This is a genomic window from Flavobacterium sp. CF136 (assembly GCF_000282055.1).
In the GTDB taxonomy this organism is placed as follows: domain Bacteria; phylum Bacteroidota; class Bacteroidia; order Flavobacteriales; family Flavobacteriaceae; genus Flavobacterium.
On the sequence record NZ_AKJZ01000008.1, the window covers coordinates 1 to 15,592 of the forward strand.

General features: G+C 30.7%; 12 protein-coding genes. 4 read left to right on the plus strand and 8 right to left on the minus strand.

Annotated features, from left to right (window positions below):
- Positions 1-286 precede the first annotated feature (286 nt).
- The 3 genes from PMI10_RS02460 to PMI10_RS02470 all read right to left on the minus strand — a co-directional run bounded on the left by PMI10_RS02460 (position 287) and on the right by PMI10_RS02470 (position 6,176).
- On the minus strand, positions 287-2,044 hold the full coding sequence (locus PMI10_RS02460) for a TonB-dependent receptor (RefSeq protein ID WP_007804123.1): 1,758 nt from the start codon (positions 2,042-2,044) through the stop codon (positions 287-289).
- 163 nt (positions 2,045-2,207) lie between these two features.
- Complete coding sequence (locus PMI10_RS02465) at positions 2,208-3,074, minus strand: PhzF family phenazine biosynthesis protein (protein WP_007804124.1); 867 nt, start codon at positions 3,072-3,074, stop codon at positions 2,208-2,210.
- 87 nt (positions 3,075-3,161) lie between these two features.
- On the minus strand, positions 3,162-6,176 hold the full coding sequence (locus tag PMI10_RS02470; protein ID WP_007804126.1) for a tetratricopeptide repeat protein: 3,015 nt from the start codon (positions 6,174-6,176) through the stop codon (positions 3,162-3,164).
- 239 nt (positions 6,177-6,415) lie between these two features.
- Here PMI10_RS02470 and PMI10_RS02475 point away from each other — a divergent pair, with 239 nt between their 5' ends.
- Genes PMI10_RS02475 through PMI10_RS02485 form a run of 3 tightly spaced genes read left to right on the plus strand, consistent with a single transcriptional unit; the run spans position 6,416 to position 8,931 of the window.
- The gene (locus PMI10_RS02475; RefSeq protein ID WP_007804128.1) at positions 6,416-7,099 is read left to right on the plus strand and encodes a cell division ATP-binding protein FtsE; all 684 of its coding nucleotides are present in this window, start codon (positions 6,416-6,418) and stop codon (positions 7,097-7,099) included.
- The gene (locus tag PMI10_RS02480; RefSeq protein ID WP_007804130.1) at positions 7,099-7,989 is read left to right on the plus strand and encodes a glycosyltransferase; all 891 of its coding nucleotides are present in this window, start codon (positions 7,099-7,101) and stop codon (positions 7,987-7,989) included. Before PMI10_RS02475 ends, PMI10_RS02480 begins: the two co-directional genes overlap by 1 nt.
- A 6-nt stretch (positions 7,990-7,995) precedes the next feature.
- Entirely contained in the window at positions 7,996-8,931 is a 936-nt protein-coding gene (locus tag PMI10_RS02485) for a glycosyltransferase family 2 protein (RefSeq protein ID WP_007804132.1), read from the plus strand.
- On the opposite strand, the gene PMI10_RS02490 is transcribed toward PMI10_RS02485, so the two are convergent.
- Genes PMI10_RS02490 through PMI10_RS02500 form a run of 3 tightly spaced genes read right to left on the minus strand, consistent with a single transcriptional unit; the run spans position 8,928 to position 11,426 of the window.
- Positions 8,928-9,923 carry a class I SAM-dependent methyltransferase gene (locus PMI10_RS02490; protein WP_007804134.1) on the minus strand — a complete coding sequence of 332 codons (996 nt, stop codon included), beginning with the start codon at positions 9,921-9,923 and terminating at the stop codon, positions 8,928-8,930. The two genes, PMI10_RS02485 and PMI10_RS02490, sit on opposite strands and share 4 nt — an antisense overlap.
- Positions 9,920-10,312, minus strand: a complete 393-nt coding sequence (locus PMI10_RS02495) for a sugar 3,4-ketoisomerase (RefSeq protein WP_007804136.1) — start codon at positions 10,310-10,312, stop codon at positions 9,920-9,922. The genes PMI10_RS02490 and PMI10_RS02495 overlap by 4 nt, the downstream gene beginning before the upstream one ends.
- Position 10,313: 1 nt before the next feature.
- Positions 10,314-11,426, minus strand: a complete 1,113-nt coding sequence (locus PMI10_RS02500) for a glycosyltransferase (protein WP_007804139.1) — start codon at positions 11,424-11,426, stop codon at positions 10,314-10,316.
- A 47-nt stretch (positions 11,427-11,473) separates the two neighbouring features.
- Here PMI10_RS02500 and PMI10_RS02505 point away from each other — a divergent pair, with 47 nt between their 5' ends.
- Positions 11,474-12,361 (plus strand): glycosyltransferase family 2 protein, encoded by an 888-nt coding sequence (locus tag PMI10_RS02505; RefSeq protein WP_007804141.1) that lies wholly within the window; start codon positions 11,474-11,476, stop codon positions 12,359-12,361.
- Between the two features lie 419 nt (positions 12,362-12,780).
- Here PMI10_RS02505 and PMI10_RS02510 read toward each other — a convergent pair whose 3' ends face one another.
- A complete protein-coding gene (locus tag PMI10_RS02510) occupies positions 12,781-14,226 on the minus strand; it encodes a lipopolysaccharide biosynthesis protein (RefSeq protein WP_007804143.1) in 1,446 nt (481 codons plus the stop codon).
- Between the two features lie 56 nt (positions 14,227-14,282).
- A complete protein-coding gene (locus tag PMI10_RS02515; RefSeq protein ID WP_007804145.1) occupies positions 14,283-15,590 on the minus strand; it encodes a CDP-glycerol--glycerophosphate glycerophosphotransferase in 1,308 nt (435 codons plus the stop codon).
- Positions 15,591-15,592 lie beyond the last annotated feature (2 nt).

The window sequence follows — 15,592 nt, forward strand, 5'->3', positions numbered from 1 at the left end:
ATTCACATAACTGGCCTATGTAAAAGAAATGTATTTCTTTTTGAATTCTTTTTAAAATAATGTCTATGTTTCTATGTGTTAAAAATAAAATTACACCCAACAACTATAAAAAAAGCTTCCAAATTATGGAAGCTTTTTTTTATCTAATGAGATTTGTTAATCTAAAAATCTTCAATTTTTGTGTCAGGCTGAGCCTATTCGGCTTTGCTCAGGATAAACTTGGTCAAAGCCTTTTTCGGTACAGGCCTTCGACTCCGCTCAGGGTGACATTATTAGTTCGGGAATCTTAAAAATCAAATTTATAATTCGCTCCAACCAGCACCTGAAATCCTTGTACAGGATAGTTTAGCCATTTTTCGTATGCCTGATTTCCAATATTATTCAATTTTAAGAATAAAGTCAAACGCTCATTGTGTTTGTATCCTAAATGTGCGTTGGCATCAAAATAACTTTTTAAAGTAACTAAAACCAGATCTGTTCCCAAATCAGTATTTGCCTGCATATCCTTACGTTCTCCCACATAAAAAACATTTAAACCCGCATACCATTGTTTGGTTATATTTACATCCAGATTAGAGCTCAATTTCATTGACGGCAAATTCCATGCTTCTACGGGCGCGTCGGTTTTGTAACTATTAAAAGTTCCGTTGATTCCAAAAGTAACATTTTCAGAAAAATCAGCTTTTAGTTCTGCATAAAAACGAAGTGTTCTGATGTCTTCATAAACAACTCCAAAAGAATTTCCGTAAGCGTAATTTTGATTTGAAAAATCTTCTGTATAATTATTGCTTTTAAACAAGGCTTTGTCTTTTTCATTCAAATAGGACCCTGTCAAATTATAATTTACATTGTTCGCCAGTTTCCCTTTCAAACCTGCAAAAGCATTATATTGAGTACTTGATGGTCTCATATCTATTAATGTTGGCGACAAAAACGGATTTTCAGTCACAAAATCAGCGTACGAATTCTGATTTAAACTTCCATTTACACCTGTATAGAAAATCATCAAATCTCCAACCAATTTATACGAAGCATTTACTTTTGGATAAATATAAAACTTGTTTCCGCTATTTTCAGAATCCAATGCATAATATAATCCTGCTCCTAATTCTAAAGTCCAGTCGTTTTCATTAACTACAAAACTTGGCTCGATTCCAAAATTGGTCAAGCTATATTTTACAGGTTCAGTATTATCTCCAGCATAATTATTCTCAAAACGTCCGCTTACGTGGTCAATAATCACATTTGTATTGACTGACTGATCCATTACATCAACTTTAAAAGTCGGTTTTAGGTAAAAGCGATTTTCTGAAGAAGAAAAACTATCTGAAAAGTGCGTAAATTTGGTTGCTACTTTACTAAAAATACTTTCGTTAAATTCCATGTTTCCTCCCAAAGAAATAGTATTATAAGAATGATTTGGATTAATTTTATTTATTAAATCAAAACGATCTCCCGGAAGTAAAGTCGAACCAAAATCAGCCGGCAAGCCATACCAATTGTATATTTGATTTTGATATCCTAAATCAATATTCCATGACATATCGCGATTATTCTGGCCATAACCAACATTTAATGCCGTATCATAAAATTCATCATTCAATTGTACATCTTTAATTCCGCCTTGTGATGAATGATGACGGAACATTCCCGCCACATAATCATTGTTTCCTAAATCCTGCGTCACGAATAATTCGGCATTCAGGGTTCCGTAATTTCCAACCCCTACAGTCGCATAATTACTAAACAAACGCTCTTGTTTTGATTTCTCGACACCTTCTGCTTTTCCTTTTGAAGGTGTAAAAGTAGATGCTACAGGAACTGACAAAATACTGTATTTAATAGTTTCTTTAGGCTGATTCCCTGTATCGTCAAGCGAAGGAGTTTCCTTTACTTTAAAAGCGTCTGATATAGTTGGCGAATAAGGCTTTACCACATTTACAGTTTCGGTACCAATGGTTTCTTCTTTCTTTTGTGCAAATGAAAGCTGAAAAACAAACAGCAAAATCAAAATGATAGTTTTATTCTGGAAATTAATTTTCATATTTTATTTTTTTGAGAACAAGATGAAAGAATATAGAAAATAGACTTTTACTAAATCTATATTTCCTTCAATACTCTTTGCTTTTTGTTCTATTCTCTATATTCTATTTTCTAAAATCTATTTTTATTATCTAATTCTATTCTCTAATTAACTAATCTTCTAGTTAGACTTCCCATTCGCCTGCGGCAACAAATTGGGCTTTTCCTCCAATTTCGATTTCAAAATTATCCTTTGATCTTTTTCCATTGAAATAAATCTGCGAAGGTCTTTGAATATAATCTCCCTGATAATTAATTGTTTTAATTTTATCCAAATGATATTTTAAAAGAAACGCCTGCAGACAAGTACTTGCACTTCCTGTAGCAGCATCTTCAACCAGTTGATTATTTTCTACACATAACATTCTGCTTATAATTTTTGATTCTTCCAAATAATAAAAGTATAATGCTCTGTGGTTTGTTTTGCAATTTGCTTTTAGCCATTTATCCGTTTTATCTTTATCTAAAACCAAATTTTCTAATGCCCTTTTATTTTTAAGCGGGACAATCACAAAAGCACTTCCTGTGGTTACTTCCTGAATTGGATATTTATCTTCAAAATCTTCTGATTTTAAATTGCTGAATAACTCAAAATCATTTTTTGAAAAAGTATCCCAAAATTTTGGCTGAGCAGCCCTTAACCAAATCAAATTCTCTGATTCGTGTATCGGAATTTCTCCAATTGGAACCTGCAAAGCAATATTTTTTGGCTGATTTTGAAATATTTTATTCATTAAAACCCATGAAGTTCCAATAATAGGATGACCTGCAAATTGCATTTCTTTTTCAGGGGTAAATATTCGAACCTCAGCAATATTGTTTTGTGAATCAAGCTTCGTAATAAAAGTACTTTCAGCAAAATTAATTTCGCGGGCAATTTGCTGCATTTCTTTTGCCTCTACAATATTTCCAACGGTTAAAAAAACCGCCAGCTGATTGCCGGCATATTTATTTTCAGCAAAAACATCAACTATATAAAAAGGTAAACTCATTTCTTCTTTTTTTTAGAGAATAGAAAAAAGAATATAGAAAATAGACTCCGCACTCAATCTGTATTCTTTTCTCTATATTCTTTATTCTTATTTAGTAATCGACGAATTTGTTTTAGATTCTTCTAATTTGATCGCGCTTAACTCTCTTTTCGCTTCTTCAACTACATCCGGATAATCTGTAAAATTATTTATTACGTTATCTAAAATATAAGTTGCCTGATAACTGTCTTTTAATCCGTAGAAGTTTTTCGCCATTAAAACCAAACTCTTCGCTCCGTAATATTTAAAAGCTGAATAATTTTTTGCCAACTTCTGAACTGCTACATTCGAAGCATCAAATTTGCCTTCTTTGGTTTTAAAATAAGCATCATAATACAAAGCTTCTGCCGCCAATTCTCCTTTTGATGTTGCAGATAATTTAGCATACGCTGCTTTTGCCTTATCTTCATCTCCGGTTTGCATTGCTGCACGCGCTACGATAATCTGCGCATCACTTTTTACATTTGTATCTGCTTTAGGGTTTTGCAATACTTTGTCCGCATAAACTACTGAATTGTCATAATCTTTTTTGTCGTAATAACATTTCATCAAATTCGCCTGAGCAAAACTTTTATTCTGAGGATAATCTGCTTCGCTTTCTAATCGAACCAATACCGGAATCGATTTATCGCAGTCTTTCGCTTTTAAGAAAATTTGAGATAATCTCGTTAAGGCTTGTTCTGTAAATTCGTTTCTTGACTGATCTATTACATATTGATAATTAGCAACTGATTTGCTTTCTGAACCTTCTGCGAAATATAATTGTGCCAGATAAAAATTAGCTTCCAAAGAATGAATTCCTGATGGAAATTTACTCACATAACCTGTAAAACCTGTGATTGCCAATTTACTATTGTTCTGATTGTATTGTTTAAACGCCCCTTCATAAGTGTCATTATCTAAATCAACATCTGTAACAGCAACAAAATCCAGGGTACGTACCCAAGTTGCATATTCATCTACTTTTCCTGAGTCAACATAAATTAATCTTGCTGTAGATACTGCCTCCAGCGCTTCCGGTGTTTTTGGAAATTCGGCTGCAACTTTTTTGAATTTCACCAAAGCCTGCTCATCACGATCTGTATTATAATAAATCAAACCCTGTTTCAAAATAGCTTTTGAGGTAAATGAACCATTTTTAAATTCTGAAATTAACTGATCGTAAGTCTTAATCGCCTGGTCGTTTTTCTTATCGGCAACATATGTATTGGCCAACTCATATAAAACATCATCCCTGTAAGATGATTTTTTATACATCAAAAGAAAATTATTCAGCTCATCAATTTTCTTGTCATTTTTAGACATAAATCCGTACGAAATTGCTTTTTGATACTGAGCGTAATCAGCGTCAACTCCTTTTGCATTAATAGCTTTCGCATATGCTTCCATCGCAGGTCCATATTTTGCATTTACAAATCGACAATCTCCCAGACGCAGATAAGAATCATTTAAACGTACTTTATCTTCTTTTGAATTATTAATTTGTGCCTCAAATGAACTTGCTGCCTGATCATATTCCTTCAATTTAAAATAGGTATAACCAATATTATAATTGATGTTTTTGTATTCGTCAGTCTTTTTTGCTTCAGCCAAACCTGCAAACTGTTTGTAGCTTAACAGTGCATTTTCAAAATCATCCGTAACATATTCAGATTCTGCTTTCCAGAAAGTGGCACGGGCTGTAAACTCAGGATTTTTTTGTTCTTTAACAGCGCCATTGAACATTTTTAATGCCTCTGAGTAATTAGATTCAGTATATAATTCCATTCCTCTGTAAAAAAGCACTTTTTGGTAGGCTAATTTATTTTCCGGTGTTTTATTTTTCTCTAATAAAACTAAAGCTTCTTTATAATTTTTAGAAGAAATATAAGAGTCGACTAATAATTTTTCTACTTCAGATTTACTTGAATTGTTTGGATATTTTTCCAAAAAATCAAGCAGGATTCCGGGAACTGTCTGATATTGATTTCCAATTTCATAACTCAATTTAGCATAATTCAAAGCTGCATCTTCCTTAATTTCAGCATTAAATTCCATTTCAGAAGCATTCTTAAAAGCATTTAGCGCTTCTTGTTTTTTACCCGTATTCAGATAGCTCAATCCCAGATGGTAATAGGCGTTTTGTGCAACGAAATCTTTTCCTTCGATGATTTTATTGAATTGAGAAATCGCCTTTTCATAATTTTTTTGTTCGTAATAAGCGTAACCCAACTGATAGAAATCAGTATTATTCCATTTTCCTTTTTTACCTGCATATTGCTCTAAAAATGGAATTGCTTTACCGTATTGTTTTAAATTAAAATAACTTTCTCCTATAATTTTATTCAGTTCCGATTTTTCAAGTGCATTTGATTTAGCCATTGCTGTTTGTCCCAAATCGATTGCTTTTTGAAAATTTCCCAGTTTAAAATTCATATCAGCCTGATAATACGAAAGTTTTTCCTTGTATTTTTCTTCGCCTGAAACTTCATCAAAATATTTGGTAGCTTCTTTGTAATCGTCTCCTTCATAAGCCATAAAACCTAGATAATATTTGGCTTGGGAACCAAATTCAGGGGAGTTTACCACTTTATTAAAATAGGATGTAGCTTCTTTTTTCTTTTTGGCATTAAAATAACTGTATCCTTTCTGGAAATTGAATTTATCCAAATCTGACTTGCTCATATAGCTTTCATCCACTTTATCAAACCACTGTAAAGCTTTCGGATAATTGCCTTGCTCAAAGAAAAAATGGGCTGCTTCTATGTAAGCCTGGTTTTGTTTTGTACTGGTTGGATAGTCGTCAACAAATTTTTCCATCAAAGCATCTGCATTTGCCTGATTGGTCCTGATAGCACAATTGGCTATGTAATATGCACAATCTGACTGAACTTCCTCAGTCGTTGCTTCGTTTTTTACATGCTCAAAAATAAGTTGTGCCGAAGCATATTGTTTGTCGTTATATAAAGCCAGCGCCTTATCAAATTCTTTTAAATCGTAGGTGTAAATAGCCGATTTTTGTGCCAAAACTGTGGTCGAAATAAAGAGAACTTGTAGTAAAAAGAACCAGAAAAGTTTACGCATTGTAATTATATTTAGTATTCAAATGTATCATTTTATACCGTTTATAACGAAATGTTTCCTGTATTTATTATAAACAAATATTTTAACAGTTGTTATTTAACACCATCTTAAAGTTCAAAATATTGGTTCTCAAACATTCAAAAACAATTAGTATTTTAAAGGTTTTCTTCAGAAATGATTAAAATTTATTTTGAATCCAACCGTTAACTTATTACTTTTACATTCAAATCAAATTTATTATGTCAGAAATCGTACTATCTCTTAAAGATGTCACTATATACCAGGAAGGAAGAAAAATTTTATCACATATTAATTTAGATGTTCAGCATGGTGAGTTCATCTATATAATTGGAAAAACAGGTTCCGGAAAAAGTAGTTTCATGAAAACCCTGTACGGCGATTTACCTCTTTCTGAAGGTGAAGGACATATTGTAGAGTTTGATTTAGCTACCCTGAAAGAAAATCAAATTCCGTATTTGAGACGTAAAATTGGAATTGTATTCCAGGATTTCAAACTACTTCCGGACAGAACTGTAAAAGACAATATGTTATTTGTTCTTAAAGCTACCGGCTGGGTAGAAAAAGAAGCTATGCAACATCAAATCGATGAAGTTTTAGACAAAGTAGGCATGAAAGATTTCATGAATAAAATGCCACACCAGCTTTCCGGAGGTGAACAGCAACGTGTTGCTATTGCAAGGGCTTTATTAAATGATCCGGAATTTATTTTAGCTGATGAACCTACCGGAAATCTTGATCCACAGACAAGTTCAGAGGTTTTAGAAGTTTTGAAAAAAATCAATAGTAACGGCAAAACGGTTATCATGGCTACACATGACTATGCTTTATTAATGAAATTCCCGTCTAAAACATTGAAGTGTGAGGATGAAAGAATTTTTGAAGTTGTACAGCGATCTGTGTAATGCTTTCTATACTTATTCCTACTTATAATTATAATGTTTTTCCTTTAGTTTTTGAATTAAAAGAACAATGTATTTCGTGTGGAATTCAATTTGAAATTTTATGTCAAGATGATGCTTCATTTTCATTATTAAATATTGAAAATGAGATCATAAATACATATGAAAACTGTTGTTTTTTCATAAACAATTGGAATCTTGGAAGAGGCAAAAATATTAATTCGCTGGCTGAAAAAGCAAAGTATAACTGGTTACTTATTTTAGATTGTGACACCTTTCCTGTTCAAAAAGATTTTATAAAAAAATACATTAAAACTACCGAAAATATTGCACATATAGTAGTTTTTGGCGGAATTGAATATAAAAAAGAAAAACCAGAAAAAGAAAAACTTCTTCGTTGGGTGTATGGAAATAAAAGAGAGTCCCTTTCTTTAAAAACAAGAAAAGAAAAACCAAACGGTCGTGCATTGACCTCTAATTTACTGATCCAAAAAGAAATTTTCACCAAGAACTCGTTTGATGACTCAATAACAAAATACGGTTATGAAGATTTATGTTTTTTGGCTGTATTAGAAACAAAAAATATTCAGGTCAACCATATAGACAACCCTACTTTTCATCTTAATCTGGAAACTTCAGCCCTTTTCCTGGAAAAAACAAAAACTTCTCTGGAAAATTTAGCATTTATTGTTGCTTCCAAAATTATAGATTCTGTCGATACTAAAATTATTACTACATATAACTTATTAGAGAAATTAATGCTTGTTAAATTAACTTCTTATATTTTTAAAAAATTAGAACCGAATATTAGAACTAATTTACTTTCAGAAAACCCTTCCTTATTTCTATTCGATCTATATAAATTGGGTTATTATTGTAATTTAAAAAAATAATCCGACATGGCATTTTTTTCTGTTATCATTCCGCTCTATAATAAAGCCGATTATATTGAAAACACCTTAAAAAGTGTTATCAGTCAAACTTTTACAGATTATGAAATCATAGTAATTAATGACGGATCTACTGATAAAAGTGAAACTTTAGTGCTTGGATTTAATGATGAAAGAATCAATATTTACAATCAAAAAAACCAAGGAGTCTCTGTGGCCAGAAATTTTGGAATACAAAAATCTCAAGGAAAACTTATTGCTTTTCTGGATGCTGATGATTTTTGGTTTCCAAATCATTTAGAAGAATTAGCCAATTTATACCATGATTTCCCAGACTGTGGAATGTATTGTTCCCGATATAAAATTAGAACGACCGAAAATCACTTTCAAATACCCCATTATAAAGAAATAAAAAGTTCTTTTAGGGGAATTGTAGAAAATTATTTTTTTTCAAACCGTCCTTTTAGAATTACATGGACTTCCTGCTTGGCTATACCAAAAGAAATTTTAGAAAAATTCGAGGGATTTACACCTAATATAACAAATGGGCAGGATTTTGAGTTGTGGACAAAAATAGGTATAGAGTATCAAGTTGCTATTACAAATACAATTACGGCTATATATAATTTTTACATTCCTGACAGTCTTGCAAAGAACAACATTAGTTCAATGAAATTAATGGATTTTGAACAATTTATAATATCAGAACAACAAAACCCTGATTTAAAAGCATTCTTAGACATACATCGTTTCTTTTATGCTATTTTATATAAAACGTATGGGGATAGTAATATTGCCAACAAATTTTATTATGGAATAAACAAAAAAAACATAGGTTTAATAAATCGTTTGCTTTTTCATTTACCAAAAAAAATGTTGCAAAAATTATACAAAATTAAACATTTACTCAAGAAAAAAAGCCTTGAATTCTCAACATATAACTAAGAAGTTCTTTTTTGGTAGACACCAAATATGGAATCATTTTCACCAGATAAATTTAAAAAATCATTTTCTTTTTCAATAAAATTATGAATGAGCTCTTTAGTTTCATCATCATCAATTAGAAAATTATGAGCAATCCCTTTAAGAAGGATGTGTAAGATATTTGTTCCGAGTTTTTTTTCTTCAAGTACTTTAAAATTATTTTTTAATGACTTCACAAGATTTTCAGAATCCGGTGCCTCTGAAGGATCAACAAGTAACATTCTTAGTAATCCTGGTCTATAAACTCTAGTTTTGATATTCTTACCATCAATTAATTTTCTGAATCTTAACGGAATACTTTTTAAGATTTTATTAGCTTCCTTTAGTTGTGATTTTTTCCATTGCAATCTGTTTGGTCCACAATATTCAAATACAACCACATACCCATTTTCATTCAAAATGGATAAAATATTATTCTTTAAAAAATCATCAATTTTATCAAAATGATGTAAACTGGAATCAAATAAAACAACATCAAACTTATCTTTTAAGAGAGTTGTTTTTCTAAAATCATCACAGTAATAATTAATTTTCAGATTATTTTCAGCAGCTAAAATCTTAGCATTCTCTATACTGTCTTTTGAAATATCAATCCCAGCTACATTGCTGAAAATTGAATATTTAGCAAAATTTCTTTCATGTTTACCTTCTCCACAACCTACAGCCAGTAAACTTAGATTTTCTTTACCTTCAAAATATTTATGACAAACATAATCCTCATAAGTCAAAGTATCATCTCCCGAAATTTTATAATTCCATGTTTTTGTTATTTCAGGAATAATCCAAAAATCAGACTTGGAAACAAATGAATCCCATTTCGAAGAAACACGATTTTTATATGAGAGCCTGGAAAATTTAGAAAGTAAAAAATTGATTCCTCTTGTTTTGATTTTATAATATACATCCACAAAATCACCAATACTGACTAATGTAGTTTCTTTATTAAAAATCATGATTTATATTTTATAAACTCTTCGAAATCCCTAATATAATCGTCTTCAATATAAACTTCTGAAGCTACCACCAAACAAACAGAACCCGAAGAAAAATTCTGAAGCTCTCTCCAAATCCCGGAATTGATCAATAAACCCTCATATGGCTTATTTAAAGTAATAATTTGTTCTTCTTTTCCATTATTAAGAACCACGTCAAAACTCCCGCTTAAAGCCACTAAAAACTGTTGCAGGTTTTTATGCGCATGACCGCCACGTTCGGCACCACTAGGTACATCATATAAATAATAAACCCTTTTAATATCAAAAGGAACGGTGTCATTTTCTATTACAGAGAGATTCCCTCTTCGCTCTTCTATTTTAGGTATCGATATAATTTGTACATTCATTTCACGAATATATATTAATTCCCATTAAATCCTGCCATTGCTTTCCTATTTTTTCGATTGAAAAACGTTCTATACTTTTTAAGGAATTATTTTTACATTGATTATACAAAACAGTCTCTTCAATAAATAAATTCATAGCGTCAATAAGCTTTTCAAAATTTTGATTTTCCACCAAAAGACCATTTTCTTTATCAGTAATAATTTCATTAGGACCTGAAACACAATCAAATGAAATAACAGGCGTTTCACAAGCTAATGATTCTATCAAAGTCATAGGAAATCCTTCATATTTACTGCACATTACCAAGAATTTTGCTTTTTTTAAATATTTATAAGGATTGCTTTTAAATCCCTCAAAATAAACTTTATCAGCAATACCTCTTTTAATAGCTGTCTCTTTATAAAAATCTTTAAGTTCACCATCGCCCAATAACACAAGGGAAATGTTTTTTTTTGGTAAAGTGGAATTAGAATAAGCTATAATTAGTTTATCAAATTGTTTTACGTTATGTGAATCGAATCTTCCGACAGCGATTATATAAGGAAAATCTAAATCATTTTGCTCTAAAGATTTAGATTTAATATCGTCAATATCAATTGGATTATTAATAGTAACCACATTTTTAATATTAAACTTTGCTGTTACTAAGTTCTTTATTTCTTGTGAAACGCAAACCAGACTATATTTTTTATTGCAAATTTGTTTAGTTAAAAAGCGAAAATTTGGCAGATAAGTTTCTAACCTGGAACTATGAACTGTATAAATTGTTTTGGTATCATAAACCCATTTTGACAATATGAATTCCTGAATAGGTTTGATTCTGTATCTAAAATCGATAATATAATCAAATTGATTATCCTTTATATATTTATTAAAAAACAAAAACAGTTTTAATTTTCCTAACAAACCTTTGCTATTTGTTTTCATTTTTCCAATATTCACCAATTTTCCTGAATAGGGATACGAAATAGCATCAACAAAAAGAATATTATGGATTTCGATATTTTTTTTACCAAAATAAACAGACAATGAAGACATGACTTTTTCCAGTCCGCCATCATTTAAACGATAACCAACTAATGCAATCTTGTATTTCTTATTTTGTTTTATCATTCACGAATACTATTTTAGTCGCTAAATATAACGTTTTATACCAAGTCATGCAAAATCTCCCATTAGTCAGTATTATTTGTTTGTGTTACAACCATGAACGATTTGTAGTTGAATCATTAAATTCGGTATTAAACCAAACTTATAAAAATGTTGAACTAATAATTGCAGACGATGACAGTCCGGACCAATCAAAACAAACTATTCAAAGTTGGCTTAAAAACCATCCGGATATCAAGTTTATTTCAAACGAAACTAATTTAGGAAATACTAAAACTTTTAATAAGGCATTACAGTTTGCAAAAGGAGATTATATAATTGATTTGGCCGCAGATGATATTTTATTGCCGGATTGTGTTGAAAAACAAATAAATACTTTTTTAAGTTCTGAATTAAACAATTTAGGAATTGTTTATGGTAACGCAGAAATAATTTCGGAAAACAGCACTCATATCGGTTATTATTATGAAGTCAATGCCGAACAAAAAGCTCTAAAAAAACCAGCTTCAGGAGACATATATTTAGCAATGTTAAGTCAAAGCAGTATGATTTGTTCCGTTTCTTCTATGATAAAACGAAAAGTTCTGGAACAGCTGAATGGCTATGATGAAAATCTGGCTTATGAAGATTTAGACCTTTGGATTAGAACATCCAGAAATTATAATTTTGAATTTATTGATTCTGTCTTAATCCAAAAAAGAGAACTTGAAAATTCAATGGGAAACCAGTTTTATAAAAAATTTAATTCCCGGACCAAAAAAATAAACCATACATCTTATCTTGTTATCAAGAAAGCTATTGCACTAAATAAAACGAGGCAAGAAAACAAGTCACTCTTAAAACGGGTTCATTATGAAATGATAAAAGCTTATAAAACTTTTGATGTTTTGCTATTTATGAAATACATCCTTTTAGAGCTAAAATTAAGATTTTTATAAATTATTATTTTTGTACTGATCCTCTTGTATCCCAACTCTTTTTTTATAAAAGCAACTAATTTATCTTCATCATTACTATGTAAGAACACTTGATAAAAAGTCAGGAGACTTTTAAGAGATTTACATCTACAAAAACATTAAAAAAATTGCGCAAAGTCAGAGACATTTGCCAGCTTTTCATTAGGAATGCTTCGGAGATCAGGGCTTGCATTGCCACCATTAACTCTTTTAACGCCTTGGGCTATATCATGCTTCAAGGTTTATATTAAAAATTTCGTGCAATATTACTAAATAAAACAACAGTTATTCTTAATAAAAATAAGTTAAAAATACAGAAATAAGGGTTTATTAAAAATAAAGGAAAATAATTATTTAAAATATAATTATCTAAAGTATTCAATGAATAATTATACAGAAAATCACTCTTTTCTATACTTTAAAAGTAATTTCACGACCTCTGTTAACTCATCTACTTTTAGTAACCAACAGATAAAGAGATAAACTATTACACCAAGAATAACTCCAAAAAATAGTTGTAAGACCAGATTATCAATAAAATAAGTCATAGTAACAATCGGAATTGCCATTCCTATTGTAGCTCCAAAAAAAGGCAGCATATCTTTCAATTGTTGAATTGGACCATACCCATAAAATTTCCCTGGAAGATAGGCGTTTATTAAAAAAGCAAGGCCTGATGTAACAACATGTCCAATTATCATAACTTTTACCCCAAGAGGAATTGTAATCACCATAGCCAATATTGTCAATGGCAATTTAGACAAATCTACTTTTAAGAATAAATCCGAACGCCCAATTGCATTTAATAAATTCATATTGAGTGCGCTCATTGGAAAAAAAATACGCGCAAAAACCATCCATTGCAAAAGTGGAATTAGAGAAACCCATTTATCGGTCAGCAATAAAATAACAATGGGTTTTGCCAACAAAGCAATAAGAGTCATAATTGGAATAATAAAAAAAGCTGACATACGAATCATTCTGCTATAAATAAAAACTAATCTCTCTTTATCGTATTGTACTGATGTAAGAATTGGAAATGTAGCCTGTTGTATAACACTAACAATTGTCCCTGCTGACAGATCTGCAAAACTCTTAGCTCGTGTATAATAACCCAATGAAGCAGTTGGATAAAATTTACCTACACAAATATTATAAACATTATTGAGGGTTTGAGCATACAGACCGGCAATCAGCAATTTTGAACCATAGCGAAATAAGGACCCAAAAGATTTTTTTGAAAAAGCAATGGAAGGGCTCCAATTACTAAAAAACCATAAAGATACAGACGAAGCGAAAGACCCCATGAGCGTTTGAACAACCAACGACCAGACTCCATATCCATTTACAGCAGCAATTATTCCACATAATCCACCTGTACTCATTCCAATTACATTACTTTTTGCTATGGATTTAAAATCAATCGCAATTGTTAGCTTAGTTCGCTGTACTATCGCGAAAGCATTTAAAAACAAACTTAAACCCAGGATTCGTGTTAAATCAGTTAATTTAGGTTGTCCAAAAAAATACGAAATAAAAGGTGCTGAGAAAAATAGCACCAAATAAAAAAAACTGCTTACCCCTAAATTAAATACAAATAAAGTCGAAAAGTCAATCTCTGATCTGTTTTGACGTTGAATCAAACCCATCCCCAATCCGCTTTCAATAAAAATTTGTGACAAGGCTATAAAAATGGCTAACATTCCTATTAAACCAAAATCCTCCGGCACCAAAATTCGGGCAAGCACTATGCCTACAACGAATTGCCCTAACTGAACAGCAAATTTATCAACTGCTGACCAAATTATTCCTTTTGTTGCGGTTGCTTTTAGAGAGGTATTCTGCATTTAAAAAAATTAAAATTTGTTGTACTTAATAATTATTACAAGTGAATTCTTAATTATTAAAAGATTTGGCTCTCTAAATAATTCAATATGTTTTCAGATGCGGTTAAATTGTTCTTTGGTAACAGCGTATTTTTTACAAAAGCATTGCGTTCTTCTTTCATCGGATCGTTTTCCTTCAGTACCACATTTTCGATAAAATCGACTACTTGTTTTTTATTTCTGGATTGATAATGTACTGCTAATGTTTTTTCTCCAAAAGCATTCCAATAGTTCATAACGGATTCGTCTCTAACCATAAAAAGAGATGGTTTTCCTGTAATAAGATATTCTGCCATAAACGTGCCGCTATCATGAATGAGTGCATCTGATGTTAAAAAAAGATCGATATAATAACCATCTCCAAATTGACCATTTTCAAGGTTTACCCATTTATTGAAGTAATTATCGGTTTTTTCCTTGCCCCAATTCGGGTCATTTTCTAATTTAACTCTTAATAAAGGATGTGGATTGAATGCAATTTGCAATTTATCCTTATAATTAATGGCTAATTCTAAAAAGAAATCGTAATACTCTAAAAAATTAGACACTTTGCTTAACTCGTTCATTAAATGATGTGGTGTCCATATAATTTTTTTTAAGACTGGGTTTTTATTTTTCCAAACCTCTTTTGGCCTTTTATTCAAAAGCAGGTCGAATCCCGGATAGTCTGTTAGAATTCTATTTATTCCTTTGTTTCTTTGTTTTTCGGATGCCATTTTGTGGTGAATCTCCGTTTCTGAAAAAATTTTCCAAACCAGGTTGTGAAAATCTAAATTATAAGTAAACTCATAATTAACTGTCGGAATACTATAAGGTACATAGCAGGTTAAGGTTTTTGGAAACTGCTTAATGTAAAACCTATAATCTTGTAAGGTTTCGTAAGGATTTGTAAAAAAAATAATATCAGGAGAAAACGTTTTTTTTATGTCTAGATACTCTCCTGTTTCATTATCATATGTTTTTATAATATTATATCCTTTCTTTTTAAATGCTTCAAATGATTTGTTCATTTCAAACAACATATTTTTAAAACCAAAATTCACTATAGGACAAACAAATATAACTGGCTCAAATTTACCATGTTGCAACATTAAATCAAAAAGCATATCGTATTTCCACACCGATTCATGAGTCAAAAAGAAAGCAACTTTTATATTTTCTTTTTTTCTTACTATTTCAAGTGCTTTTCGATGTCTCCCTGGTGCCCTTTTAATTAAATATAAATTATAGAGATCTCTAAGTTTTATAAAATTGTATATCTTAATAAGTGAAATCCAGATTTTTTCAGGTATATATTTTTTAATAGTTAATTTTAATTCTCTCATTT